Source organism: Terrilactibacillus tamarindi (genome assembly GCF_009718825.1).
Lineage (GTDB): Bacteria > Bacillota > Bacilli > Bacillales > Sporolactobacillaceae > Terrilactibacillus > Terrilactibacillus tamarindi.
Map to the genome: position 1 here is coordinate 14498 of NZ_WNHB01000011.1, position 26617 is coordinate 41114.

The window sequence follows — 26617 nt, forward strand, 5'->3', positions numbered from 1 at the left end:
ATACACCTGGAATCCCCTAAATAGTTTTAAGGTCATACAGGTGTATATATAAGAAAATAAATTAAGCTGCGACATCACGTTTAGTAAAGAATAACCAACCGAGAATGACAAAGATGATAAAATAAACAGCAAGAACAGAAAGAGAGAAGCCCATCGTCATTCCTTTTTGAAAGGGGGTGCCATTTATATATTGGTGAAGATCCATATTAACGAAGAGGATATATTTAACCCAATCAAAACGACTCAAGATTTCAACAATAATGGATCCACCCATAGTCAGAAAAATAGAGATACCAATGGCCAAGGCACTATTTCTGAAGATGGAGGCGATCATCGCAGCCAGCGTCACCATCATGACAAGGGTAATACTAAGTAAACCATATTGTTTAAGTTCGTAAACAACCCAATTTGTTTCGAAAACATGGCCATCTACATACTGAAGATTGGCTGCACTTAACCCTCCAAATCCAAAAAGAATTCCGCCAATTAACCAAGAAACAACGAACATAAATAGAATCATGACAACAGCATAGATAAGTGCTGAAATATATTTTGAAAGAAGAACGGAAGTCCGAGAAACAGGTCGTATGAGTAAAAGCTTAATCGTGCCCCAGCTAAATTCACTTGAGATACTTGTTGAGACGACGATGATCGTGAATAATATGATAACTGTCATTAAATTATTTGTTGCATCATCTGTAAAATTCCAAATATTTTTTCCCGTTGTCGGTTTAAGATCATGTTCAATACGATAGTCATTTTTTGCAATGCGCTCCTGATAATAATTTTTCGCATTACCACTCATTTTAGCCATCACTTTCTGATCTTGTTTATTCTGGGCAATTAACTCTTGTTTCCAATTATCGGAAATGGCTTTTTCGTGAGTACCAAATTTGATAATTAATCCTGCTGTTAATATGAGTGCAAAAAGAATGATAAACATGATTTTTGTTGCGCTTTTGCGATAAATTTTCATGTTTTCATTTTGGATAAGATTAAAAAAATTAGCCAACTGAAACGCCTCCTGTTACTTCTAAGAATTTTTCTTCGAGTGTTTTTTCTAGTGTTTTGATGTTATAGAGTTTGATATCAGCTTTGATTAAAGCTTCGCATACTAATGGAATTTGTTCTTTGATTATTGAAAGTTCGATATATGTGTCCCCTTGTATGACATTCGAAAGGGATAGGGAATCGATAATCACTTGAGAGCTTTTTTTCGGCTTGTCAACGTAAAATTGAACTTGCTGATTTGTATCTGAATGAATAAATTCATTTACGGTTTGCACACCAATCAGCTTTCCTTTTTGAATAATGCCAATACGGTCACACATGAGTTCCATTTCTGAAAGTAGATGACTTGAAACAATAACTGCAATGCCTTCTTCTTGCGCGAGTTTTCGAATATGTTGTCTCATTTCTCGAATACCTGCGGGGTCTAAACCATTCGTGGGTTCATCAAGTATCAGAACATCCGGTGAGTGCAGGAGAGCCTGTGCTAGACCCAGTCTTTGACGCATACCAAGTGAATATCGCTTGACTTTATCATGAATGCGATCAGATAAGCCAACAAGTTTAACGACTTCATCAATTCTTTCTTTTGAGACGCCATTAATCATTCGAGCATAATGGACAAGGTTGTTATAACCGGATAAGTACTTGTACATTTCGGGGTTCTCAACAATGGCACCAATATGTTTAATGGCTTGTTTAAATTCTGTTTTGATACTTTTCCCATGAATAAAAATATTACCTTGACTTATTTTCATTAATCCAACGATCATTCGGATCGTTGTTGTTTTCCCAGCACCATTGGGACCAAGAAATCCAAAGACTTCACCACTATAGATATCAAATGTTAAGTCTTTAATAATGGTTTTCCGACCAATTTGTTTGGTAACGTGTTCTAATTTTACAGCAGGTTGATTCATTGTTTTATTCCTCCTCAATTGGAAATCATCTCATCATTAAGCTTAAATAAAAGACATTCGCAGATAAATGGGCTTAGATAGTAAATCCTTATAAGACTTTAGGCTTAATAAGTTTTTTTATTAAAAAGAGTGTTGTTCCTTGTTTCACAAAAAGCACCTCACCTACTTATTGTCGTTTTGACTTTAACATAATATTTATTGATTTACAATAAAAAAATGTTGTTTTTAATTATATCATTATTGATATTTCTTTTATACCAGATAAAAAGTGTTCCTCATTACAAGGGGATTTTATAACTTTAAACGATTTATTCAACTAAAACTTGCCTCATTGATTGAATAAAGAAAGATGTTTATCTGTGTTTGGTATTAAAATCTAAAGTCAAAATAGACAGCCATTCTTCCAAAAGAGGGATGAAATTTTAACAAGAGAATTTGATGTTTGTTCGGTTGTCCATCGAGTTATTAAATTGAAAAAAAGGTGATGTGATGTTTTTCACCCAAAATAGTGGTACATCGACAAAAAAACCCCGTTCAGTGATTTCATTAAATGTGCGAGAATAAGTATATGAAAGAGATAGTGATCTATTAATTCTTAAACCATCTGTAAATGACAGGATACATTTTAATCCGTGAATAGTTTAAATACATCATATGAAAAGGAGAGAATAACGGCTATGAACACCATTGTTTCTTTTAAAATTTCCTACAAAAACTGCGTACTTGCTAAACTTATTGATTTTTATTCGTATTGTGATAAAAAGGGATTAAATTTATATATCAGTTATCGTAATAAGAGCAAAAAAATCACTCAACTATCTGAAATGTTAGCGACTTTACTTACGAATTATAAGCAGGATTTTCTTATTATCATTGAGGGAAAGAATCCTGAAAGCGCTTTAAAATATCTGGCTTTCTCTGGAACGACCGGGAAAAAGTTTAAAATCTTATTTCCTTCATACATTTATATTTAAAATATGACTTTTCACTCAATAATCCTTATGATCATGATAAGATGATAGAAGAGGTTTAAAGGTAATTTCTTCAGAGAGGTTTCATTAACATGAATCTTTTCTACAAATCAATTTATTAATGAAAGTAAGGAGTAATCGTGATGTTAACAAATCAGTTAGAACAGATGGATCCAAAGAATGATCCCTGGGAAGCTTACCAAGATATTGACTTATATGGTGAAATGACATTAACAAACATTGAAATAACGACAACCACGCTATGTAATATGCGTTGTGAACACTGTGCTGTAGGATATACCTTACAAACGAGAGAGCCTGATCCTTTAGCTATTGATATGTTAATAAAACGGCTAGATGAAATACCAACATTAAGATGTTTAAGTATTACGGGCGGAGAACCCATGTTATCCATGAAATCTGTCAAAAACGTCGTTGTTCCTTTGTTAAAATACGCTCATGAACGCGGTTGTAGAACACAAATTAATTCGAATCTGACACTGGATCGTAAACGATATGATCTTATAATTCCTTATTTAGATGTGCTGCATATTTCATATAATTATGGAAGTATCGAAGACTTTTGTGATATTGGTTTTGCAGTGATGGATAAGAAACCAGCCAAAGCTCAACGTGAGAAATTTTTCAATCAAATGATTGAAAATGCAAAGTTATTATCTGAAGCAGGTGTCATGGTATCTGCTGAAACGATGATTAACAAACGCACACTTCCATACTTAGAAGATATTCATCGACAAGTGGTTGAAATGGGATGTGCACGCCATGAAATTCACCCAATGTACCCAAGTGATTTTGCCTCTGATCTTCAGGTGGCTTCATTGGAAGAGATTCGAGAGGGAATACATCGTCTCTTGGATATACGGGATGAAAGGATTTGGATGTTGTTTGGTACACTGCCTTTTTATCCCTGCAGCCCAAATCCTGAAGACTTACAACTTATTGAACGTCTTTATAAAGCGAAGAATGTGTCACTAAGAAATGACCCGGACGGCAGATCCAGATTAAATATTAATGTTTTTGATGGCGATATCATTGTGACCGACTTTGGAGATACTCCGCCTCTCGGAAACATTAAAACAACAAAGCTAACGGATGCTTTTGAAAAATGGAAGCAGTCAACTCTCGCCAAATCTCTACATTGCCACTGCCCAGCCGTGAAATGTTTAGGACCCAATGTTCTCGTAAAGGATACGTACTATAAAGATATTGATTTTAGTCAGAAGCAGGCGCTCATTTCAAGGTGACAAGGTAGATAGAATAATAGACGAATTGTTAATAGTTCGTGTTCAAAAAGTGACAAATTAGAAGCAAGAAGGTCAAGGCGGCGCCGTTTTGAGGACCGGAATGTAGGTTTTTACTACATGAGGACCGGCCTTCCACAGGATGTGGTGGCTTCAACTTTGCTCACAGGATGTGAGCGATTTTAGTTGAAGATCCTCTTGGATAGCGCCCGAGATTCGTAGCTTATCATTTGGTGACTTTTTGAACAACATCTAATAAAAGCGGTCAAGGAATAATGTCTGCACTATTCAGACTATTACCTTGACCGTTTTTTAAGCTTTATAAAACTGAGGTTGATGATTCAGCATCATCAATCGATTCATTAACGTTTTCTTTTGTATGCTTGCTAAACCAGTTTGCTAAAAGAGCGCCTGAAATATTATGCCAAATACTAAAGATGGCACTCGGAACCGCTGCCAGTGGTGAGAAATGAGCAGTAGCTATAGATGCACCTAGGGCCGAGTTTTGCAGGCCTACCTCAAAAGCAAGTGCTCTTTGTTTCGGTTCAGACATACGAAAGAGTTTCCCAGAAAGATAACCAAGAAGTAATCCTAATCCATTATGAAGAAATACTAAAGCAAAAATAAGAAGACCATTTGTTGCGATTTTTTCCTGGTTGCTTGATACAACAGCACTTACAATAGCAATAATAGCTACAACAGATACAATAGGTAAGGCTTTAATACCAACTTCAATTCGTTTACCCAAGATCAACTTAACGATAACGCCTAAGAAAATAGGAAGAAGGATAATTTTTAATATGGAGATAAAAAGTGAGCTAAATGAAATACTAACCCATTGACTTGCTAGCAACCAGATTAAAAATGGTGTAACAATTGGAGCAAGCAAAGTTGTGACGCTAGACATGGTTACTGAAAGGGCCGTATCCCCTTTTGCTAAGAATGTCATAACATTAGATGACGTTCCGCCTGGGCAACATCCAACTAGAATAACGCCAACTGCAACCTCCGGTGATACATGAAACACCATAGTTAATAAGAAAGCAACACCCGGCATGATAATGAATTGGGCTAATACACCAATGAGGATATCAAATGGTCTTTTGACCACTTCTTTGAAGTCCTTTATAGATAACGTTAGGCCCATACCAAACATAACAATACCAAGTAGTGGTGTTATGTACGCTGCGAGCCATGTGAAACCAGCGGGAACGAGAAATGAAACAACGGCAAATAATAAGACCCAATAGGCAAATGTACTTCCGATAAAACGGCTGATTCTGTCTAATACCTGCATAAAACTTCACACCTTTTTCTTTGTTTTATGAGATTATACTCTACTTTTCAAAAAAATAAAAATACATAAATAATGGTATGCGTTCGAAATTTAAGTTAATTAGGCTTGTAATGTGACATTTGTCATACAATGAAGGGCAAACTCTCACTATTGTAAGGTCACAAACCTTGATAAACTACAAATAGAAAATTCGTTTGTTTAACGAAGTACTTATGGCCTGTCATACCATTCATACCGAGACAGCTAAGTAGATAAATAAATTGTTAATTTAATCATGCCACCTTCTAATATCGCTCTCGTCATTTCCCCTGTACTTGAAAAACACACCACCGCGTCACATTCCCTATAACGATACATGTGTCATTTTCAATAAAAATAAAAGTTCTTTAACCAATGAGTTTAAAGAAAACTAAAGGTTATACATTATTATCAAGTAAAAATTTGTTTTTAGGGTAATATAAAAATTAACTATAGAAAAAAGGCAGATAAAAATTATGTCGTTATTTGTAAAGATATTGTTAAGCTTTTGAAAATCCATTGTAAATTCAGCACTGGTTTACTAAAATGAAAAGGCTGGTTGTTTTCTTTTATTGGATTATAGGTTGGGTTATTCTATAATTAGAATGGGTTTGGAAAGTATTATTAATATTATAAGGTGGTATGAAGTATGTTATTTCCGGCAAAAAACGATAAGTTCTTAAATATGCTTTCAACGATTGCATTGAATCTTGAAGAATCAGCCAAATATTTTGTCGATTTCAAAATTAAAAATCTCGATGATTTACAAGAATTTTCGAAAACAATGAAAACGTATGAAAAAAAAGGCGATGCTTACATGCATGAGTTAATTGTTGCATTGAACAAAACCTTTATAACACCACTTGAAAGAGAAGAAATATTGGAATTAGCAATGAAAATGGATGATGTATTAGATGGATTTGAACAATGGTCAACTCGAATCGAAATATATGGATTAACACAATCAGATGACTATATGATTAAATTCGTCGATATGTTATTTGAAGCAACGAAAGAAGTTGCCCAAGCGACAACCTTACTTAATAAAAAGAAATTACCAAGCATTCGTAGCCATGTCATTAAAATAAATGACGTAGAATCTGAATGTGATGAGTTGCTTGGTCAAAGTATCCGCAATTTATTTAAAACAGAAAAAGATCCGATTAAAATTATCCAATATAAAGAACTCTATGAAATGTTAGAAGAAATTGCTGATAGCTGTGAAGACGTGGCAAACACGCTTGAAACAATTATTATGAGAAACGCTTAAAGGGAGTTTTACTATGGATAGCTTGTTAGTCTTAACTTTACTTATTGTGATTTTTGCTTTAGCTTTTGATTTTATTAATGGTTTCCATGACACGGCGAATACCATTGCTACGTCCGTTTCAACGCGTGCCCTGCGTCCACGTGTGGCTATTCTTCTAGCTGCGTCAATGAACTTTGTGGGGGCTCTAACGTTTACAGGCGTGGCAGAGACGATCGGAAAGGGAATCATCAATCCCTTTACATTAAATGATGGTGCTGTTGGTTCAGTCATTGTTTTGGCAGCATTAACTTCAGCAATTATTTGGAACTTAATAACTTGGCTATTCGGAATCCCAAGTAGTTCGTCACATGCTATCGTTGGGTCACTTGCAGGAGCTGGAATAGCTGCTTTAGGCTTTAATGCATTAAATTACGCAGGTTTTATTGGCATAATTGAAGCACTTCTTATTTCTCCGGTTGCAGCACTCGCTATTGGTTTTTGTATTATGAAACTTTTTATGATGATATTCAAAAATTCAGGTTTATCTAAAACCAATCGTGGGTTTCGAATTTTTCAAATTTTCACGGCAGCACTGCAATCGTTTACGCATGGAACAAATGATGCTCAGAAAGCAATGGGGATTATTACATTAGCTTTAGTTGCAGCCCACTATCACACATCGATGGAAATTCCTATGTGGGTTCGATTTGCATCAGCTGTGGCAATGGCAACGGGTACATCTATCGGAGGGTGGAAAATCATTAAAACGGTTGGAACTGGAATTATGAAGATCAGACCGGTTAGTGGTGCAGCGGCAGACTTATCTTCTGCAGGTATTATTTTTGGTTTTACCTTCCTTCATTTACCTGTTAGCTCAACGCACGTTATTTCATCATCTATTATGGGTGTAGGATCAGCTGAACGTGTTAAAAATGTCAATTGGGGAATGGCGATTAATATCGTCATCACTTGGATCATCACGTTACCGATAACAGCTTTACTAGCAGCAATCATTTATAAAACTTTAGCCATGTTTATGTAATCATTTACCTAGACGTGGTAGGAGCTTCATAAAAAGAATCTAGCTTAAATTGGACCAAAAAAGTATGCCTTAGAATAAAAAAGAAAATAGACCAGAATAAAAATCATTATTATGATTTTTATTCTGGTTTTTTTTATAACGTGAAAGTTCGATCAGACGCCGTTAATGCAGGATAAATTGATAAATAAGTTTTTTAATTTAAAATTTTTACCTAACAAGTGATGTTAAATGAGAACATCCTAGGTCACGGAATGAACGGCTAATAACGTCATATTTTGGTTCCCATGGGGCTAAAGAAGAATCGAAAACTAAAGGAACATGACAAAAAATGGTTGCTAACTTTCTGGATAAATGTAGCATTTCAAGATCATTTTTAATTTTTGTCTGCACTCCACGAGGCAATTCCTCTATGTTTTCAATAATTCGTTCAATGGAAGAGTAATCCTTTAATAAGCGCCCGGCTGTTTTTTTCCCAATTCCTTTTACACCAGGGTAATTATCTGCTGAATCTCCCATTAATGCCTTTAGGTCAATCAATTGCTTCGGTGTAATCCCCCATTCAAGTTCCAGTAAGTCTAGATTATAGACTTGATAATTTCCATAACCTTTTTTTAATAAGGTCACATACGTGTTTTGATTAATTAATTGCAGCAAATCTTGATCCCCGGTTAGAATATTTATCTTATGATCTTGACTCAACCGAGTACTTAATGTCCCTATACAATCATCTGCTTCGTATCCTGGATGACTAATATTTTCGATTCCCAAAGCCTGAACAATATGTTTTATAAGTTGAAATTGGGGAAGAAGTTCAAGGGGCGGTTCATCACGGTTTGCTTTATATTGCGGGAAAATCTCGTGTCTAAATGTCTTCCCACCTAAATCCCAGCAACAAAGAATGGTATCTGGGCTAAACTGCTTATTTGCAAGCGTAAGGTGTTTCAAAAACCCATAAATGGCGTTTGTCGGCACCCCCGCTTGATTTCGCATAAATTGGCCGGTAAAGGATGTTGCGAAAAAGCTTCGAAATAATAAAGCCATTCCGTCGATAATTAAAACGTGTTTTCTATTCATAATAACCTCTTAACTTTTTTAATACGAATAAGTATACCATATGATGGGCCATATGTTCACTTTACAAATAACTTAAAATCCATGGGTTGAAATGGTTTTATTTTCAAGTAATAAGGTGTAAAATAGAAATAAAGCGCTTACATTTTGAGGAGTTGGTGTTATGTTACAATTTCAATCAATTTTAAAAGGAAATATCATAAAATGTCTTATTCCAGTTGATGAAGTGGCTCATGTTCAAACAGATAATCCTCTTGAACATGCCTTGCTAGTCTTAGTGAAGACTGGCTATTCAGCAATACCGGTACTTGACCGAAAGTATAGATTAAAAGGAATTATTAGTAAGACCATTATTTTGGATAGTATATTAGGTCTCGAAAGGTTCGAATTTGATGATTTACGCAAGTATAAAGTTGAAGATGTGATGAATGCAAATCCACCTATTTTACGTATTGACCACACTTTCCAAGATGCTTTAAAATTTTGCATTCATCATAATTTTTTATGTATTGAAAATCGTAATGGTGAATTTATGGGAATATTGACAAGAGGTTCTATCTTGAAATATGTCAATTGTTTGCTTACCTTACAAAAACATTCTGTGCTTATTCCTTCGGATTCCGAGCCCTTGGCTGAATAAATTATCAATCAAAATGAATACTAAGAGATAAAGTGAAACTTCCATCAGTGGGGTTTTCTTCATCCCCCACTGATGGTTAGCTGAACCAATCGGACCTTTAAGGGCAGTTGATCCCCCATACCCTGAATCTTGAGGTGGGGGTCTTTACTTGCCGTTAAAGCGGGCTAAAATCTACTCAAAATAAGAGGAGCAGATTTTTCTTGTTGTTATCAAGGTTATCCATAGACATTTAGATCAAAATTCGTTACGATAACAAAGAAGTCTAGTTTTAGTAGGAGGAATAGATTAATGGAACAAATGGATGCACATGAAATTATTTCTTTTTTGCAAAAAAGCGAAAAAAAAACCCCTGTTAAAGTACATATAAAAGGTGATCTTAGCCAAGTTTCTTTTCACGATGAAATAAAAACATTTATATCAGGTGACACTGGTGTGATCTTTGGCGATTGGCAACTTGTTAAAGAAGACCTTGAAACATACAAAGATAAAATTGCTGATTATGTTATTGAAAATGATCGCCGTCATTCTGCTGTACCGTTATTAAACATGAAAGAGGTCCAAGCAAGAATTGAACCAGGTGCACTCATTCGTGAAAAAGTAGAGATAGGTAAGAATGCGGTGATTATGATGGGGGCAGTTATCAACATTGGTGCTGTTGTAGGCGAAGGGACCATGATTGATATGAATGCCGTTCTCGGCGGTAGAGCAACTGTAGGTAAAAATTGCCACATTGGTGCTGGCACGGTCTTAGCCGGAGTCGTTGAACCACCATCTGCGAAGCCTGTTATCATTGAAGACGATGTCCTTATTGGGGCAAATGCAGTCGTTTTAGAAGGCGTACGCGTTGGTAAGAATGCGGTTATTGCAGCTGGTGCAGTTGTTACGAAAGATGTCCCAGCAAACACGGTTGTTGCCGGTATTCCAGCTAAAGTCATTAAAACGATTGATGATCAAACCCGTTCCAAAACAGAAATTATGCAAGAATTGCGCGAATTATAATACGTATTTAGATGAAATAAGGGCAACATTAGTGAAAACTATGTTGTTCTTTTTTACATATTAAAACTGTTTATGATTATTTAAAAGCTGTCAGGTAGTTAAAACTACTGGAAAATATAATCAATATTAGTGAGTTAGTTATTATTATGAATAGAGGTTTAAATAAATTGTTATGAAGGGAAATAAAAGACATGGACACAATTACCGTTAGACGTCAATTGCATCGAATCCCAGAGCTTGGCTTTCAAGAATTTAAAACTCAAGCTTTTCTATTAGATAGAATAAAGCAATTACCTCAAGACAATCTTATGGTACAGGTCTGGAAAACTGGAATACTGGTCAAGGTGAAAGGAACAAGTTCAAAGCAAGTGATCGGTTTTCGTTCGGATATTGATGGTTTACCGATTCAAGAAGAAACAGGATATGACTTTAAATCTGAGCATGAAGGAAATATGCATGCATGTGGACATGATTTTCATATGACCATTGCTTTAGGGGCTTTAGAAACGATAGCAAGAAATCCAATACGAGATGATGTAGTCTTCATCTTCCAACCTGCTGAGGAAGGACCTGGGGGAGCTTTGCCAATGTTGCAGAGCGACGAATTCAAAAAATGGAAGCCTGACATTATTTTTGGATTACATGTCGCACCAGAGTATCAAACAGGCGTTGTAGCGATACGAAAAGGTCTTCTATTTGCCAATACTTCTGAACTATTTATTGATTTTAAAGGTAAAGGGGGACATGCTGCTTATCCGCATCTATCCAATGATATGATCGTTGCAGCTAGTCATTTTGTAACCCAATTACAGTCTATTATTTCAAGGCGTGTTAACCCTCTTGATTCAGCGGTCATTACTGTTGGGAAAATAACAGGAGGTACGAAACAAAATATCATTGCTGAACAAGCAAGAGTAGAAGGAACGATTCGCGCTTTAAGTCCTGAAACCATGAGAATTGTCAAACATGAAATAGAAAACCAGGTCGGCGGAATTGAGAAAAGCTTCGATTGTCAAGCTGAGATCGATTATGGTGCGAATTACTACCAAGTTTATAATGATCCCAATAGAACCGAATCTTTCCTTCAATATTGTCAAAAAGAAAATCATGAGGTCGTAATATGTTCAGAGGCCATGACGGGTGAAGATTTTGGATATTTCTTAAAGGATATCCCTGGGTTTATGTTTTGGCTTGGCGTTAACTCCGAATCTGGTCTTCATTCATCAACCTTAAAACCAGACGAAAAAGCGTTGGATAAAGCTATAAAAATTGTAAGTGGCTATATTCAATTTTTATCGGCATAGAATTTTGCTGTCGTGAGAGACTATATAAGGGTTATTTGACGAAAAAGATTAGTGAAAGGATGTTCAAAAAGCCACCAAATGTGTAAGGCAGGTCCTTAGAAACGGCGCGCTCTTATCTACTTGCTTCTAATTTGTCACCTTTTTGAACACGTACTGAAAGGATGATTTTATTTGATTCTACAACTCATCATTTTAATCTTACTTATTATTATCACTGCTTTTTTCGTCGCTACAGAATTTGCCATTGTTAGAGTAAGAAAGATTAAAATTGATACTTTAGCGGAAACAGGAGATAAAAAGGCGCTTGCTGCTAAACGTGTGATCGAGCATATGGATACATACCTTTCAGCCACACAATTAGGCATAACGATGACATCTCTTGGCATTGGTTGGTTAGGTGAGCCGGCTGTAGGACATTACATACATGAAATAGTAGGTTGGATACCATTGACACCAAGTGTGTCAGCTTTGCTTTCTACAATTATCGCCTTTCTTATTATTACAATTGTGAATGTAGTTGTCGGTGAATTGACGCCCAAAACTTTTGCTATCCAGAGTGCAGAAAAGGTTGCTTTGTTTGCAGCAAGACCGCTAATCTTTTTTTATTATCTTTTATTTCCATTTATTTGGTTCTTAAATAAATGCTCATATCTTGTTTCTAAATTATTTGGAGTTACTCCAATGAATGGAAAAGGCGATGTGCATAGTGAGGCCGATATCCGTTATTTGCTTTCGGAGAGCTATAAAGGCGGAGAGATCAATCAGGCTGAATATCGCTATGTTAATCGTATCTTTGAATTTGATGATCGGATTGCTCGAGAGATCATGGTACCTCGGACTGAAATGGCTTGTATTTTTATGGATCATCCGTTAGATGAAGCAATAGAAACAATGTTAGAAGAGAAATATACGCGTTATCCCGTTGTAAAAGAGGATAAAGATCATATCGTTGGTTTTATCCATATTAAATCACTACTACGAGTTAATTTTGATTCGATGACTCAAATAGACGAAATGGTGAGACCGGTGATCACTGTCCTAGAGTCGATACCAATTAAACAACTTCTTTTGAAAATGCAGAAAGAACATATACATCTAGCGATCTTGATTGATGAGTATGGTGGAACGTCTGGACTTGTTACAGTTGAGGATATTTTAGAAGAAATTGTAGGTGAAATACGAGATGAGTTTGATGAAGATGAAAAACCGATTTTGAGAAAGAAAAATCAAGATGAATACATTATTGGTGGTAAAATGCTCGTGGATGAATTAAATCGTTTGTTTAATACTCATTTGGACCATGAAGAATTTGATACCATTGGCGGTTATATTCTTTCAAAACAATCGGATATCGATGAAGGAACGGTTATTACAACAGACGAATTATTACTCGAAGTACTGAGTGTCAATGGTAATCAAATAAAACAAGTTAGTGTTAAAAAAATTGTTTTACCTGATGTGTAATTTTCTGAGCATATTAAATAAAGAAAATTTAAAAACATGTTACCATGAAGATAATCATTCAACTTAAAGTGAAAGATTGGACTAGAGGATGAAACTAAGGGTTACATATTGGCTCAATAAGATAGTCCAGACAAGGCAAGATGTCGATCAACAGCTGCAAAAAGATCTTGTTTCCGTATTAATAGGGAACTCGACGAACTATATCGGTGGGTAGAAAATATGTTTGATAAAATATCTTTTTAATTGATATTTTGAATAAAAGTTAATGGTATATAAGTCTAAAAAAAGGGATAAAATAAAGACTTAAACCTTAATTAAATTTATTATTATTTAAAATTGACTTGAAATTAGACATATATTATAATGTTCTTTGTAACCTAATATATGAGGAAAGATTAAGGAGGGACTGGAATTGACAGAACGTTTAGTAGGAAAACAAGCACCTCGTTTTGAAATGGAAGCTGTATTACCAGACAAATCATTTGGTAAAGTCAGCCTTGAAGAAAATATGAAAAATGGTAAATGGACGGTTCTCTTTTTCTATCCTATGGATTTCACTTTTGTTTGTCCAACAGAAATTACAGCTATGAGTGATGCAAATGATCAATTTGAAGATTTAGATGCGGTTGTTATCGGTGCATCAACAGATACGATACATACACACCTCGCTTGGATTAAAGCGCCACGTGAAGATAATGGCATCGGTGACATCAATTATCCATTAGCTGCTGATCATAATCAAGAAGTTGCAAGAAAATATGGTATTTTAATCGAAGAAGAAGGTATTGCACTTCGTGGATTGTTTATTATTAATCCAGAAGGTGAATTACAATATAGCGTTGTCAACCATAATAATATTGGCCGTAGCGTTGATGAAACATTACGCGTCCTTCAAGCTTTACAAAGTGGCGGTCTTTGCCCAGTTAACTGGAAACCTGGTCAAGCTACACTTAAAGTTTGATTAATTATGTCGATACTATTTTCAAATTAAATATAAGGCTTGAGATGAAAATGATGTTTCGCTAAAATCATTCTCATTCTTAAAAAGACCGTTATCAGGATACCGTGGATAACGGTCTTTTTTTCTCAAAAAACGATATAAAAATATAATGTGCAAAAGATGGGGATACTTTTTTTGATAGAGTGAACCCCAAAAGAAATGACATTGGATTTATTCGTATCCTCATGATAAAGTAAAAAATGGAGCATAAATGATGAGTTTAATTTGCTCCTTAGACGGGAGATGAAAAGGTGTTAGAATCAGTTATTTTAATTGGTCTTTGGACAATTATATTTATCTATTTAATTTTAGCTTCAATTGATTTTGGTGCTAATTTCTATATCTTTTTTGGAAGAGCGATAGGCAAAAAAGAATCTGTTATAAAAACATTGAAAGGGTATATTTCACCCATATCGGATGTTATACATATATGTTTTGTCTTGTTTTTTGCTGGGATCGGCGTTATCATACCCGAAACCTCGTATTACTTAGGAAGTTCCCTATTATTTCCTGGCATTTTAATTATTTTACTCATTATTGTTAGAAGTTTTGCTTCTGCAGTTAGTCAGCTACAGGCGGAGAGAGAACGGTTAGTCGCTGCATTAGACATTATGAATGGTATCATTTCATTAATTATCCCTGTTCTAATGTCACTTGTTTTGGCCATAAGTGAAGGCGGATTTGTTGTATCGGTTGGTTCCAAAGTGACGTTGTCATTAACCAATTTGGTTGTAAGTCCTTATGTTTGGATTGAAATGTTACTGGCTAGTATAAGTGTTATATTTATTAGTTCCAGCTATATGGTTTATTATAGCCATAAACAAGGCATGTTGGCCGCTCGAGAGGAAATGAGGAAACTCGCTTTATTATTAAGTGTTCCGATTGTTATGGTTAGTGGACTTGTGTTTCTTGGTATTCAAGGTCACAATCCCCAACACTTTGATACATTACTAAATTATTCGTGGATGTTTCTGGTTTCACTGGTCTGTTTTTTCCTAGCTATTACACTTATTTTTAAAAGATCAAATTTCTTTCTTGCTTTCCTATTTGTTATTTTTCAATATTTCTTTGCGTTTTTTGGTTATGGTATATCACATTTACCTTATCTTTTATACCCCTATATTAAACTTCAAACCACGACGCGATTAAGCGTAAATTCGGTCTTTGATGTTATCCTATTAATGTTGATTCTTGGTGTCTCTACGATTATTCCACTACTGTTACTAAAATTACGTATCACTGTCATAAATCGTAAACTAAAAGAGAAATAAATAATAAAAAAGCCATTTTTGATCAATGGCTTTTTTATTATTTATCCTATTTAGTTTTGACGGCAAGTAAAGACCCCACCGCAAGATTCTGCGTAAAGAAGATAGGGGGATCAAGAAAACCCCCACTGATGGAAGTTTCTCTTTATGAGACTGATGCAGGATCAACTTCCATAATAATTGGAAGAATCATTGGTCTACGCTTTGTTTTTTCATATAAAAATGGAGCTAATGTTTCCGTAATTTCATTTTTAATTTCTGACCATTGTGATGTTTTTCGATCCATAACACCTTGCAGACGTTTGTTAAGAAGAGATTGGGCATCATTGATTAAATCACCAGACTCTCTCATATAAACAAATCCACGAGAAATAATATCTGGACCAGCAAGGATTTGGTGATCTTTCATATTGATACTTACGACGACAATGACGAGGCCTTCTTCGGAAAGAATGCGTCTATCACGTAAGACAATGTTGCCGATATCACCAATTCCATTTCCATCGATATAGACGGAACCAGCAGGAACTTTACCCATCACTTTGGCAGAATTTTGATCAAGTGCTAGGACATCTCCAATATCCATTATAAAGGAGTGATCGAACGGTACCCCGCAATCAGCGGCGCTTTCGGTATGTTTTTTTAGCATACGAAATTCACCATGTATCGGCATGAAAAACTTCGGTTTCATTAATCTAAGCATTAATTTTTGTTCTTGTTGTCCTCCATGACCTGACGTGTGGACATTACTTAGTGGGCCATGAATAACAGTGGCACCAGCCCGATACAACTGGTTAATTGTTTTGTTAACGCTGATGGTGTTTCCTGGGATTGGAGACGATGAAAACACAACCGTGTCGCCAGGAATAATTTGTATTTGTCGATGTGTCCCATTAGCAATTCGAGAAAGAGCAGCCATCGGCTCGCCCTGACTTCCTGTACAGAGGATCGTTACTTGGTTATCTGGTAGGCGGTTAATCCTTTGATGGTCGATAAAGGTATCTTTGGGTGCATTAATATACCCAAGCTCTTCTCCAATACTAATTGAAGCTTCCATACTACGACCAAAGACAGCAACTTTTCGATTGTTTTCCACAGCTGCTTCAACAACTTGTTGAAGACGATGAATGTTAGATGCAAACGTAGCAAAAATGATTCTGCCATTTACTTTACGGAAAATATCAGAGATATTTTCCCCAACTTGACGTTCTGACATGGTGAAATTAGGAACTTCTGCATTTGTACTATCTGATAATAGACAAAGAACTCCTTCTTTTCCTATTTCGGCCATTTTTGTTAAGTTGGCTGGTTCACCAACTGGTGTGAAGTCAAATTTAAAATCGCCTGTTTGAACGATATTTCCAGGTGGTGTTTTAACCACAATCCCATAGGAATCTGGAATACTGTGTGTCGTTCTGAAGAAACTAACAGACGTTTTTTGAAATTTAATAACGTCATCTTCTCCAAATTCGTGAATGGTTGTCTGTCTTAATAGACCGTGTTCATCAAGTTTATTTCGGATTAACCCAGCAGCAAGTTTTCCAGCATAAATGGGAATGTTGATTTGCTTTAATAAATAAGGTACGCCACCAATATGGTCTTCGTGACCATGAGTAATAAATAATCCTTTAATTTTGTCTACATTTTTAACAAGATAAGAATAGTCAGGGATGACGTAGTCAATCCCCAAAAGTTCATCTTCAGGGAATTTAATACCTGCATCAATGACAATTATTTCGTCTTGAAATTGAACAACATAGGTGTTTTTACCTATTTCTCCCAAACCGCCTAATGAGAACACGGCCGTTTGATGATTTTTAACAAATTTCATAAGCTATATCTTCTCCAATTGATAAGTGTCAGAGTTTTTCTCATATTCAAGGAATGCGCCGCTAATAGGTTGGACGAATTCAATATTATAAGGTCGCTCTGCTAATTTTTCACGTACATCACTTTCATTTTCACCTTCGATATACATTGTTTTGGTATTTTCTCTAATTGGAACTTCAGTTTTGGATGCTTGATACAATACTTTAAAGATCATTTTCTTTTCTCTCCTTATGTGCTCGATACTAGCTCTATATACCATTATAAATGAAATCCTATGTTTTTTCATTTATTTCTATCCAACCTCTAGAAATTTATTCCTTTATAAAGGTATAAATAAACAACTATCTTAAAATTGAGCCTCATAGTTTCAGCGTGAGGTAAGAGGAATAGAGACTAAATAGGACACTGAACGGGAGAAACCTCTTCATCATGTCATTAAACCCATTCTCTAGTTTTGACAAAATAAATCGTTTTAATAAGTAGCATATGTTATTCTAATACTAGAGTAAAATGGAAGGAGTTTAAACATGACTAATGAGAAGATTGTTTTCTTTGATATTGATGGAACCATATATGACTTTGAAAAAAAAATCCCTGAATCGACGAAAAAAGCGATTTTTGAGTTGCAAAACATGGGTATAGTGACCGCTATTGCAACGGGACGAGCCCCATTTATGTTTAAAGATCTACGTGACGAGTTAAATATTCATACATATGTCAGTTTTAATGGCCAATATGTTGTCCACAACAATGAGGTCGTTTATAAGAATCCCTTAAATAAAAAAGCATTATTCCACCTGGCAAAACAAGCATTGGCGAATGAACATCCGATCATTTTTCAAAACGAAGAGACGATGAAGACGGAGTCAATTGAACATCCGTATGTTATAGAAGGGATAAAAAGTTTGCGCATTAAAGACTTTCCTAGTAACGATAATGTGCAGGTCTTTCATCAAGAGAATGACATTTACCAAGCTCTGTTATTCTATACAGAAGATCAAAACATGAATTACCCAAAGATGTATCCTGATTTCAATTTTGTTCGTTGGCATCCGTGCTCTGTTGATGTACTTCCTTCAAATGGTTCTAAAGCAAATGGGATAAAGCAACTATTAAAACTTTTAAACCTTAATGTAGAGCAATCTTACGCCTTTGGCGACGGTTTAAATGACCGAGAGATGCTAAGTTACGTGGGTCAAGGAATAGCCATGGGAAACGCCGAGGAAGAAACGAAAAAAGTAGCAAGCTGGGTAACAAAGCCTGTAGATCAAGATGGTATTGTTTTTGGATTAGAAAAAGCTGGTTTACTTTAAATCTCTAAATTAAATAAATGCAAAACATATCGCTTTTGGTGAAACGTTTAAATTGAATCGGAAATTAATAAAAGGGCTACGGATCGTAGCCCTTTTTCAATATTAATTTGTCGGACAATGATCTGGGATGGCAAAAGGATTTTCTTTATTAATGTGATCATAAAACATAATACCATCTAAATGGTCTATCTCATGTTGAATAGCAATAGCAGGTAATCCTTTTAATTTTAACGTTATTTCTTTTCCATCGATATTGTATGCTTTTACTTTGACTCTGGCATGTCGTGGAACATAGCCGGGGACTTCTCGATCAACGGATAAACATCCTTCGCCACCTTCTAGATAGGTGTTTTCAACGGAGTGGCTAATAATTTTGGGATTAAACAAGGTATAATCATGAATTTTGTCTTCTTCAGGAATATAGACGGCGATCATTCGTTTGCTAATTCCAATTTGAGGTGCAGCAAGTCCTATGCCAGCGCGTAATTTATATTTTTCAGCAATTTCATCGTCTTGGCTATTAATCAGAAATTCCCGCATTTTTTTCAAAGTTTCTTTTTCCTCATGAGTCGGCGGCATCACTACTTCTTGTGCCACAGCTCTTAATATGGGATTCCCTTCTCGAACAATATCATCCATTGTTAACACATTCAACACTCCTAATTACAGTATTCACTTAGTTATAGGTATAGTTTAGCATAACTTTAGTCAGGGAAGTAATAATAACCTAAAGGACATATTTCATTTCAAAATTGGATTTTAATATGTAAAATATTTTATATGTCTTCGAAGGTCTTTATAATACCTTCATGGTAGTGAGGAATAAACGATCGTTTTATCCACAATTTTGACACTATTAATTGACTTAAAACATCCAATTAGTATAAACTGAACTTGCCATTCTATTTAAGTATGCGTTTTCAAAATTAGCATTTAAAAAATGGATGAATGTGAGATCGCGTATTTATTCTGCAAGTTAATAAAGTAATGATAGATAGAATTAACGAGTTGTAATCAAAGTTTAGGTCGTACATTCAAGTTTTGTTATTCATAATGAATAGACAATAATAAAATTAAATTTGAAAGAAACGGTAAGTCATTTTTTATTGGAAGGAAGAGGTGAAAGAATTGACCACTAATCTTGAACAAACGATTGAAGAACAATTCGAGACTCTACAAATTCTCAACGTAAAAGGAGAAATTGTAAATAAAAGCGCTGATCCACAATTATCTGATGATGAATTAAAAGAATTAATGAAAAGAATGGTTTATACACGTATATGGGATCAACGGGCAATTTCATTAAACCGGCAAGGTCGCCTCGGTTTCTATGCACCGGTCGCTGGACAAGAAGCTTCTATGCTAGCAAGCGAATTTGCTATGGAAAAAGAGGATTGGTTATTACCATCTTATCGAGATATTCCTCAAATGGTCTGGCACGGCTTACCACTTGTCAAAACGTTCTTGTATTCAAGAGGACATTTTGAAGGCGGGAAAATTCCAGATGATGTCTATACACTCATGCCACAAATCATCATTGCTGCTCAATGTACTCAAACAGCTGGGGTTGCTCTTGGCTTAAAAAAACGCGGTAAGAAAAATGTTGCTTTTACATACTTTGGAGATGGTGCAACCTCTCAAGGAGACTTTTATGAAGGATTGAACTTCGCTGGAGCGTTCAATGTACCTGCTGTTTTTATCAGCCAAAACAATCGTTTTGCTATTTCTGTTCCTGTTGAAAAACAATCAGCTACAAAGACATTGGCCCAGAAAGCCGTTGCTGCAGGAATTAAAGGTATCCAAGTCGATGGAATGGATCCGTTAGCTGTGTATGCCGCAGCAAAAAATGCGAGAGAGCGTGCCATTAACGGGGAAGGTCCTACCCTCATTGAAACATTAACCTATCGGTATGGTCCACATACCATGGCTGGAGATGATCCAACACGGTACCGTACAGAAGATCTAGATAGTGAATGGGAGTTAAAAGACCCTCTCGTACGTTTTAGGATCTATTTAGAGAATAAAGGCTTGTGGTCTAAAGAAATAGAAGATGAAGTTGTGGAAACAGCGAAAGAAGACATAAAGAAAGCATTAAAAGAAGCAGATCAAATTCCTAAACAAAAAGTAAGTGACTTAATAAACAACATGTATGAAAATCTTCCACAGAACTTACAAGAACAATTAGAAGAATACCGCAAGAAGGAGTCGAAATAACCTATGGCACAAATGACAATGATTCAAGCTATCACTGATGCGCTTCGTACTGAGCTCAAACGTGATGAAAATGTGCTTGTTTTTGGTGAAGATGTAGGGAAAAACGGTGGTGTCTTCAGAGCAACTGAAGGATTATTTGATGAATTTGGCGAGGAAAGAGTATTTGATACGCCCTTAGCTGAGTCAGGAATTGGTGGACTTGCCTTAGGTTTAACAATGGAAAACTATCGTCCAGTTATGGAGATCCAATTTTTCGGCTTTGTATTTGAAGCAATGGATAGTGTAGCAGCACAAATGGCTCGTTTGCGCTATCGGTCTGGTGGAAAATACAATGCCCCAGTTACCATACGTTCACCTTTTGGTGGGGGAGTAAAAACACCGGAGCTCCATGCGGATAGTCTCGAGGGTCTTTTTTATCAAACACCAGGCGTTAAGGTGGTTATTCCATCAACCCCTTACGACGCCAAAGGTCTTTTGATTGCTTCTATTCGTGATAATGATCCTGTTATCTTTTTAGAGCATATGAAATTGTATCGTTCGTTTCGAGGCGAAGTACCGGAAGAAGCCTATACGATAGAACTAGGCAAAGCAAACGTTGTCCGTGAAGGAAAAGACCTCACGATTATTACATATGGTGCGATGGTAAAAACATCACTAAAGGCAGCCGAACTTCTAGCTAAAGAAAATATCGATGTTGAGGTCATCGATCTAAGAACGGTCAATCCAATTGATGTCGATACAATCGTTCAATCGATAGAAAAAACCAATCATGCTGTTGTTGTTCAAGAGGCTCAAAAACAAGCGGGGGTGGCTTCGGCGGTCATTGCTGAGATTAATGATCGAGCAATTCTCTCATTAGAAGCACCCGTCGGTCGTGTGACAGCCCCTGATACTGTTTTCCCATTTGCTGCGGCCGAAAATGTTTGGTTGCCAAATGAAAAGGATGTCGTAGAAAAAGTAAAAGCAACTTTAAATTATTAAACTCTGAGAGTGAATCTAGGTGCTTATTTGTGATTCACTCTAATTTTTAAGCATGCAGAACAGAATGAAAAAGGGGGCTAAAGACTTGGCTTATGAGTTTAAGTTACCAGACATTGGTGAAGGTATTCATGAAGGTGAAATTGTAAAATGGTTCGTAAAACCAGGAGATGAAGTAAAGGAAGATGATATTTTAGCAGAGGTACAAAATGATAAAGCCGTTGTTGAAATTCCTTCTCCTGTTGATGGTAAAATATTAGAAGTTAAAGTCGATGAAGGTGTTACTGTTGAAGTAGGGACCGTTGTTGTTACGATAGACGCAGAGGGCTATGAAGAGAGTGAAGAACCATCTGAAGCACCTGACGCGGAAACTCCTGTGACTGAAGTTGCTGATGTGAAAAGTCCTGCTGCCCCTGCAGAGGACAAGGGTGCAGAGCAAAAACGGGTTATTGCGATGCCATCTGTAAGGAAATATGCGAGAGATAATGGTGTTAATATCTCTAATGTTCAAGGTACAGGAAATCACGGAAGAATATTAAAAGACGACATTGATCTCTTTATAGAGGGTGGATCAACACCTGAACATCCAGCTGATATTGAAGAACAAGTGTCATCTCCAGTGACACGTGATGAGAATTCAGAACAAGAAACGGTAACCCAAACACCTAGTTTTAATCAAACTCAACGTGAATCACGTGAACCTTTAAAAGGAATTCGTAAAGCAATATCAAAAGCCATGGTTCACTCAAAACATACAGCACCACATGTTACGTTAATGGATGAAGTTGATGTTAGTAAGACTGTGGCCCATCGAAAAACTTTTAAAGGAGAAGCTGCTGAACTAGGCATAAAATTAACTTATCTCCCATATGTTATCAAAGCACTCGTTGCTGCCTTGAGAGAGTTTCCAGTGCTTAATGCATCAATCGACGATGCTAATGAAGAAGTTGTGTATAAACATTATTACAACATTGGTATAGCAACTGATACGGATCAAGGATTATTTGTCCCTGTTATTAAAGATGCAGATCGAAAATCAATGTATCAACTCGCAACGGAGATTAGTGATTATGCATCAAAAGCTAGGGAAGGCAAATTAGCTTCTGGTGATATGAAAGGTGGTACATGCACAATTACCAATATTGGATCTGCCGGCGGACAATGGTTTACACCAGTTATTAATCATCCAGAGGTAGCAATATTAGGTATTGGGCGTATTACAGAGAAACCCGTTGTTGAAAATGGTGAAGTTGTCGTAAGACCTGTTATTGCCTTATCATTAAGTTTTGATCATCGTATTATTGATGGTGCTACAGCCCAATATGCGATGAATAAAATAAAGAGATTACTTAATGATCCACAACGCTTAATCTTGGAGGGATGAGGAAATGGTTGTTGGTGAATTTACTACAGAAGTAGATACAGTTGTTATAGGTGCCGGACCAGGAGGCTATGTGGCTGCTATTCGAGCAGCACAACTAGGTCAAAAGGTTATCATCATTGAGAAAGAACATCTTGGCGGTGTATGTCTCAACGTCGGATGTATTCCATCAAAAGCATTGCTCAATGCAAGTCATCGTTATGAACAAGCCAAAGAATCAGAAGTCATGGGAATCACAACAGAAAATGTTCAAATTGATTTTGCCAAGCTTCAAGAATGGAAAGGCTCTGTCGTTAATAAACTCACATCAGGTGTTGCTGGTTTATTAAAGGCAAATAAGGTGGAAGTTGTTGAGGGGGAAGCCTTATTTGTTGAGCCTGATGAAGTGAGAGTGAATCACGGTTATGAGTCGACTCGATATAAATTTAATAATTGTATCATTGCAACCGGTTCAAGCCCAATTGAACTTCCAAATTTCAAATGGAGTGATCGTGTTCTATCATCGACAGGTGCTTTGGCTATTAAAGAGCGCCCAAACAAGATTGTCGTCATTGGTGGGGGCTATATAGGTGTTGAACTCAGCACGGCCTTTGCAGGATTTGGAACAGAAGTTGTCATCTTGGAAGGTAGTAAATCTATTTTGCCTCTGTTTGAAAAGAAATTGAGTGCGATCGTGAAAAAGAATCTTAAGAAAAAAGGGGTTGTCATTCATACCGAAGCCCTTGCACAAGGTGTCGTTGAATCACCTAATGGCGTGACCGTAACAGCCGAAATTAAAGGTGAAGAAGTAAAAATCGATGCAGATTATCTTCTAGTAACAGTAGGACGTAAACCGAATACGGCAGAACTCGGACTGGATATGGCTGGAGTTGAAATGACCGAACGAGGCTTGATCAAAGTAGATAAGCAAGGAAGAACGAATGTCAGTCACATTTTTGCTATTGGTGATGTTGTGGCAGGCCCAGCACTTGCTCACAAAGCATCATATGAAGCTAAGGTGGCCGCAGAAGCCATAAGTGGTCAAGCATCAGAAATAGACTATTTAGCCATCCCATCAGTTGTATTTTCTGAACCTGAAATAGCGACCGTTGGATTATCAGAATCAGAAGCGAAAGAGCAAGGCTACGATGTTCAAGTTGGACAATTTCCTTTTGCTGCAAATGGGCGTGCATTATCACTTGATGCAACTGAAGGATTTACCAAACTCATCACACGAAAAGAAGATGGATTAATCCTGGGTGCTCAAATTGTAGGCACAGGGGCGAGTGATATGATCGCTGAACTCGGTTTAGCCATTGAAGCGGGTATTACTGCAGAAGATATTGCGCTTACGATTCATGCCCACCCAACGTTAGGAGAAATGACAATGGAAACAGCTGAGGTAGCCCTAGGTATGCCGATTCATATTGCAAAATAATATAAAAAAGATCTATTCTAAGAGATTTATCTTTGGAATAGATCTTTTTTTCTTATACAGAAATAGTATAAAGTGAAGCTTCCATCAGTGGGGGGTTCTTCATCCCCCACTGATGGTTAGCTGAACCAATCGGGCCTTTACGGGCAGTTGATCCCCCACCTATCTTCTTTGAATACTCAGAATCTTGAGGTGGGGGTCTTTACTGCCCGTTAAGGCGGGATAAAATAAAAACCCATTCATTAATGAATGGGTTCGATAATTTTAACGACTCTAATATGTTGAAGTGTTGGGTCTTCAGGTCCTTGTACTGGAAGTCCTGCTTCAATATTTTCTTCAATATAGTCCAAATTCTCTTTAGTTATAATTTCGCCAGGTGTGAATATAGGTATTCCTGGTGGATAAACCATCATGATTTCAGTCGAAATCCGTCCTTCAGATTCCCAAAAAGGAACACTTTCTGTTTCGGCATAAAAAGCATCTCTAGGAGACATTGCTAATTGTGGCATCTCAGGTACATGGACAGGAAGTTGTTTTGGTATATGTCCAGACTGCTTAGAGATTTGATAGACAACGTCAGCTAACGACTGACAGGCATTTACTAATTTTTGAACCGTTGTTGAGTCATCCCCTGGTGTAATAATACATAGAATATTATATAAGTCCGATAATTCTACCTCGATATGATAATTTTCTCTAAGCCATCCTTCAGCCTCATATCCTGTAATACCCAATTGTTTTACGGAAATCAGTAGTTTTGTGGGATCAAGATTATACGTTGCTTGAGTTCCTAAGATTTCTTTTCCCACACAATATAACCCTTTAATGTTATTAATTTTATCACGCGTTTCATTTGAAATTTGAATGATTCGTGATAATTCTTGATACCCATCCGTTACAAGATATCTTCTTGCGACGTCTAGTGAGGCAAGTAGTAAGTACGATGTAGACGTTGTAGTGAGCATACTTAGCATTGCTTGCACCCTATCAACAGATACCAACCCTTCTTTAACGTTAAGAACGGAACTTTGAGTAAGAGATCCACCTAATTTGTGAACACTGGTGGCTGCCATATCAGCACCAGCCTGCATGGCTGATTTAGGCAATGAATCATGGAAATGTATATGAACCCCGTGCGCCTCATCAACAAGGACTGGAAGGGTATGTTCATGAGCGAGTGCTACAATCGCTTCAAGATCTGAAACAATTCCAAAATAGGTAGGATTAATGACAAGAAGCGCTTTTGCATCTGGATGTTGTGTAATAGCCTTTTGAACGGCATCTGTCGTAATACCATGCGCGATTCCGAGTTCGTGATCAATTTCTGGATAGATAAAGACAGGGATAGCCCCTGAAAAAATAATGGCTGAAATGACAGACTTATGAACGTTACGAGGAACAAAAATTTTATCTCCTGGTGAGCATACACTTAACACCATGGCCATAATTGCTCCGCTCGTGCCTTGGACAGAGAAAAAAGTGGCATCTGCCCCAAAGGCATTTGCTGCTAATTCTTCAGCTTGTTTAATCATACCATGCGGCTGATGTAAATCATCCAGTGGAGCGATATTTATGAGATCTATAGATAACGCATTTTCGCCAATGAAATGTCTAAACTCGGGATCCATTCCTTTTCCTCTTTTATGGCCAGGAATATGAAATTGAGTCGGTGATTCTTTCGTATAGTTAAGAAGCCCGGTAAATAAGGGTGTTTCGTTTTGATTCAATCATTAGCACCTCAATTCTTTTATTGAAAAGTTATTATAGAGTTTATGCCGCATTATCGGCGAGTAAAGCCCCACCCAAGATAAAGTCTTCTAGCTGGGGATAACTGCCCGCAGCTTCACTTTATTTATGTAACGACTAATTCTTTACATGTTGAAGGCAAGGCTTGTTAATTATTGTTTTATATAAGGAACAACATATCCTTGACCCTTTTTATTGGTCTTACAAATAACATACATAATCTCACGG

At 36.5% G+C, this 26617-nt stretch carries 24 protein-coding genes; 16 read left to right on the forward strand and 8 right to left on the reverse strand.

Annotated elements, in window-relative coordinates; translation table 11 throughout:
- Nucleotides 1–61 precede the first annotated feature (61 nt).
- Both GMB86_RS08045 and GMB86_RS08050 read right to left on the reverse strand, forming a co-directional pair.
- On the reverse strand, nucleotides 62–1012 hold the full coding sequence (locus tag GMB86_RS08045; RefSeq protein ID WP_155218525.1) for an ABC transporter permease: 951 nt from the start codon (nucleotides 1010–1012) through the stop codon (nucleotides 62–64).
- A complete protein-coding gene (locus GMB86_RS08050) occupies nucleotides 1005–1928 on the reverse strand; it encodes an ABC transporter ATP-binding protein (RefSeq protein ID WP_155218527.1) in 924 nt (307 codons plus the stop codon). Before GMB86_RS08050 ends, GMB86_RS08045 begins: the two co-directional genes overlap by 8 nt.
- A 677-nt stretch (nucleotides 1929–2605) precedes the next feature.
- Between GMB86_RS08050 and GMB86_RS08055 the strand changes: the two genes are divergently transcribed.
- A complete protein-coding gene (locus GMB86_RS08055; RefSeq protein ID WP_155218529.1) occupies nucleotides 2606–2902 on the forward strand; it encodes a hypothetical protein in 297 nt (98 codons plus the stop codon).
- A 140-nt stretch (nucleotides 2903–3042) separates the two neighbouring features.
- Nucleotides 3043–4164: a radical SAM/CxCxxxxC motif protein YfkAB gene (gene yfkAB, locus GMB86_RS08060; RefSeq protein ID WP_155218531.1), complete on the forward strand. Its 1122-nt coding sequence runs from the start codon at nucleotides 3043–3045 to the stop codon at nucleotides 4162–4164.
- A gap of 316 nt (nucleotides 4165–4480) precedes the next feature.
- Here yfkAB and GMB86_RS08065 read toward each other — a convergent pair whose 3' ends face one another.
- The gene (locus GMB86_RS08065; protein ID WP_155218533.1) at nucleotides 4481–5458 is read right to left on the reverse strand and encodes a bile acid:sodium symporter family protein; all 978 of its coding nucleotides are present in this window, start codon (nucleotides 5456–5458) and stop codon (nucleotides 4481–4483) included.
- Nucleotides 5459–6125: 667 nt separating this feature from the next.
- Here GMB86_RS08065 and GMB86_RS08070 point away from each other — a divergent pair.
- The gene (locus tag GMB86_RS08070; protein WP_155218535.1) at nucleotides 6126–6746 is read left to right on the forward strand and encodes a DUF47 domain-containing protein; all 621 of its coding nucleotides are present in this window, start codon (nucleotides 6126–6128) and stop codon (nucleotides 6744–6746) included.
- A gap of 13 nt (nucleotides 6747–6759) precedes the next feature.
- Complete coding sequence (locus GMB86_RS08075; protein WP_155218537.1) at nucleotides 6760–7767, forward strand: inorganic phosphate transporter; 1008 nt, start codon at nucleotides 6760–6762, stop codon at nucleotides 7765–7767.
- 207 nt (nucleotides 7768–7974) lie between these two features.
- On the opposite strand, the gene GMB86_RS08080 is transcribed toward GMB86_RS08075, so the two are convergent.
- Nucleotides 7975–8841: a 5'-3' exonuclease gene (locus GMB86_RS08080; RefSeq protein ID WP_155218539.1), complete on the reverse strand. Its 867-nt coding sequence runs from the start codon at nucleotides 8839–8841 to the stop codon at nucleotides 7975–7977.
- Between the two features lie 160 nt (nucleotides 8842–9001).
- On the opposite strand from GMB86_RS08080, the gene cbpB reads away from it, so the two are divergent.
- The 7 genes from cbpB to GMB86_RS08110 all read left to right on the forward strand — a co-directional run bounded on the left by cbpB (nucleotide 9002) and on the right by GMB86_RS08110 (nucleotide 15516).
- On the forward strand, nucleotides 9002–9478 hold the full coding sequence (cbpB, locus tag GMB86_RS08085; protein WP_155218541.1) for a cyclic-di-AMP-binding protein CbpB: 477 nt from the start codon (nucleotides 9002–9004) through the stop codon (nucleotides 9476–9478).
- A 288-nt stretch (nucleotides 9479–9766) separates the two neighbouring features.
- A complete protein-coding gene (gene dapD / locus GMB86_RS08090; RefSeq protein WP_155218543.1) occupies nucleotides 9767–10477 on the forward strand; it encodes a 2,3,4,5-tetrahydropyridine-2,6-dicarboxylate N-acetyltransferase in 711 nt (236 codons plus the stop codon).
- A gap of 191 nt (nucleotides 10478–10668) precedes the next feature.
- A complete protein-coding gene (locus GMB86_RS08095; protein WP_155218545.1) occupies nucleotides 10669–11781 on the forward strand; it encodes an N-acetyldiaminopimelate deacetylase in 1113 nt (370 codons plus the stop codon).
- Between the two features lie 171 nt (nucleotides 11782–11952).
- Nucleotides 11953–13245 (forward strand): hemolysin family protein, encoded by a 1293-nt coding sequence (locus GMB86_RS08100; RefSeq protein ID WP_155218547.1) that lies wholly within the window; start codon nucleotides 11953–11955, stop codon nucleotides 13243–13245.
- An 88-nt stretch (nucleotides 13246–13333) separates the two neighbouring features.
- Entirely contained in the window at nucleotides 13334–13459 is a 126-nt protein-coding gene (locus GMB86_RS15985) for a hypothetical protein (protein ID WP_268987304.1), read from the forward strand.
- Between the two features lie 198 nt (nucleotides 13460–13657).
- Nucleotides 13658–14206: a peroxiredoxin gene (locus tag GMB86_RS08105; RefSeq protein WP_155218549.1), complete on the forward strand. Its 549-nt coding sequence runs from the start codon at nucleotides 13658–13660 to the stop codon at nucleotides 14204–14206.
- A 290-nt stretch (nucleotides 14207–14496) separates the two neighbouring features.
- Nucleotides 14497–15516 (forward strand): cytochrome d ubiquinol oxidase subunit II, encoded by a 1020-nt coding sequence (locus GMB86_RS08110; protein ID WP_155218551.1) that lies wholly within the window; start codon nucleotides 14497–14499, stop codon nucleotides 15514–15516.
- A gap of 142 nt (nucleotides 15517–15658) precedes the next feature.
- Here the strand turns inward: GMB86_RS08110 and rnjA are convergent, their stop codons facing one another.
- Nucleotides 15659–17344, reverse strand: coding sequence for a ribonuclease J1 (gene rnjA / locus GMB86_RS08115; protein ID WP_155218553.1), 1686 nt, complete (start codon nucleotides 17342–17344; stop codon nucleotides 15659–15661).
- 3 nt (nucleotides 17345–17347) lie between these two features.
- A complete protein-coding gene (locus tag GMB86_RS08120) occupies nucleotides 17348–17557 on the reverse strand; it encodes a DNA-dependent RNA polymerase subunit epsilon (RefSeq protein ID WP_155218555.1) in 210 nt (69 codons plus the stop codon).
- A gap of 313 nt (nucleotides 17558–17870) precedes the next feature.
- Between GMB86_RS08120 and GMB86_RS08125 the strand changes: the two genes are divergently transcribed.
- A complete protein-coding gene (locus tag GMB86_RS08125) occupies nucleotides 17871–18656 on the forward strand; it encodes a Cof-type HAD-IIB family hydrolase (RefSeq protein ID WP_155218557.1) in 786 nt (261 codons plus the stop codon).
- A 102-nt stretch (nucleotides 18657–18758) separates the two neighbouring features.
- On the opposite strand, the gene def is transcribed toward GMB86_RS08125, so the two are convergent.
- On the reverse strand, nucleotides 18759–19304 hold the full coding sequence (gene def, locus GMB86_RS08130; RefSeq protein WP_329602826.1) for a peptide deformylase: 546 nt from the start codon (nucleotides 19302–19304) through the stop codon (nucleotides 18759–18761).
- Between the two features lie 480 nt (nucleotides 19305–19784).
- On the opposite strand from def, the gene pdhA reads away from it, so the two are divergent.
- The 4 genes from pdhA (at nucleotide 19785) to lpdA (ending at nucleotide 24646) form a co-directional block, all read left to right on the forward strand.
- Nucleotides 19785–20870 (forward strand): pyruvate dehydrogenase (acetyl-transferring) E1 component subunit alpha, encoded by a 1086-nt coding sequence (gene pdhA, locus GMB86_RS08135; RefSeq protein ID WP_155218559.1) that lies wholly within the window; start codon nucleotides 19785–19787, stop codon nucleotides 20868–20870.
- 3 nt (nucleotides 20871–20873) lie between these two features.
- Nucleotides 20874–21851, forward strand: a complete 978-nt coding sequence (locus tag GMB86_RS08140) for an alpha-ketoacid dehydrogenase subunit beta (protein WP_155218561.1) — start codon at nucleotides 20874–20876, stop codon at nucleotides 21849–21851.
- A gap of 85 nt (nucleotides 21852–21936) precedes the next feature.
- On the forward strand, nucleotides 21937–23232 hold the full coding sequence (locus GMB86_RS08145; protein ID WP_155218562.1) for a dihydrolipoamide acetyltransferase family protein: 1296 nt from the start codon (nucleotides 21937–21939) through the stop codon (nucleotides 23230–23232).
- A gap of 4 nt (nucleotides 23233–23236) precedes the next feature.
- A complete protein-coding gene (gene lpdA / locus GMB86_RS08150) occupies nucleotides 23237–24646 on the forward strand; it encodes a dihydrolipoyl dehydrogenase (RefSeq protein ID WP_155218564.1) in 1410 nt (469 codons plus the stop codon).
- A 239-nt stretch (nucleotides 24647–24885) separates the two neighbouring features.
- Here the strand turns inward: lpdA and GMB86_RS08155 are convergent, their stop codons facing one another.
- Complete coding sequence (locus GMB86_RS08155) at nucleotides 24886–26370, reverse strand: aminotransferase class I/II-fold pyridoxal phosphate-dependent enzyme (RefSeq protein ID WP_155218566.1); 1485 nt, start codon at nucleotides 26368–26370, stop codon at nucleotides 24886–24888.
- Nucleotides 26371–26617 lie beyond the last annotated feature (247 nt).

Coding starts and splice junctions, on each gene's coding strand:
- GMB86_RS08050 (WP_155218527.1), bottom strand. CDS start 1,928: ATGAATCAACCTGCTGTAAAATTAGAACACGTTACCAAACAAATTGGT.
- GMB86_RS08055 (WP_155218529.1), top strand. CDS start 2,606: ATGAACACCATTGTTTCTTTTAAAATTTCCTACAAAAACTGCGTACTT.
- yfkAB (WP_155218531.1), top strand. CDS start 3,043: ATGTTAACAAATCAGTTAGAACAGATGGATCCAAAGAATGATCCCTGG.
- GMB86_RS08065 (WP_155218533.1), bottom strand. CDS start 5,458: ATGCAGGTATTAGACAGAATCAGCCGTTTTATCGGAAGTACATTTGCC.
- GMB86_RS08070 (WP_155218535.1), top strand. CDS start 6,126: ATGTTATTTCCGGCAAAAAACGATAAGTTCTTAAATATGCTTTCAACG.
- GMB86_RS08075 (WP_155218537.1), top strand. CDS start 6,760: ATGGATAGCTTGTTAGTCTTAACTTTACTTATTGTGATTTTTGCTTTA.
- GMB86_RS08080 (WP_155218539.1), bottom strand. CDS start 8,841: ATGAATAGAAAACACGTTTTAATTATCGACGGAATGGCTTTATTATTT.
- cbpB (WP_155218541.1), top strand. CDS start 9,002: ATGTTACAATTTCAATCAATTTTAAAAGGAAATATCATAAAATGTCTT.
- dapD (WP_155218543.1), top strand. CDS start 9,767: ATGGAACAAATGGATGCACATGAAATTATTTCTTTTTTGCAAAAAAGC.
- GMB86_RS08095 (WP_155218545.1), top strand. CDS start 10,669: ATGGACACAATTACCGTTAGACGTCAATTGCATCGAATCCCAGAGCTT.
- GMB86_RS15985 (WP_268987304.1), top strand. CDS start 13,334: ATGAAACTAAGGGTTACATATTGGCTCAATAAGATAGTCCAGACAAGG.
- rnjA (WP_155218553.1), bottom strand. CDS start 17,344: ATGAAATTTGTTAAAAATCATCAAACGGCCGTGTTCTCATTAGGCGGT.
- GMB86_RS08120 (WP_155218555.1), bottom strand. CDS start 17,557: ATGATCTTTAAAGTATTGTATCAAGCATCCAAAACTGAAGTTCCAATT.
- GMB86_RS08125 (WP_155218557.1), top strand. CDS start 17,871: ATGACTAATGAGAAGATTGTTTTCTTTGATATTGATGGAACCATATAT.
- GMB86_RS08140 (WP_155218561.1), top strand. CDS start 20,874: ATGGCACAAATGACAATGATTCAAGCTATCACTGATGCGCTTCGTACT.
- lpdA (WP_155218564.1), top strand. CDS start 23,237: ATGGTTGTTGGTGAATTTACTACAGAAGTAGATACAGTTGTTATAGGT.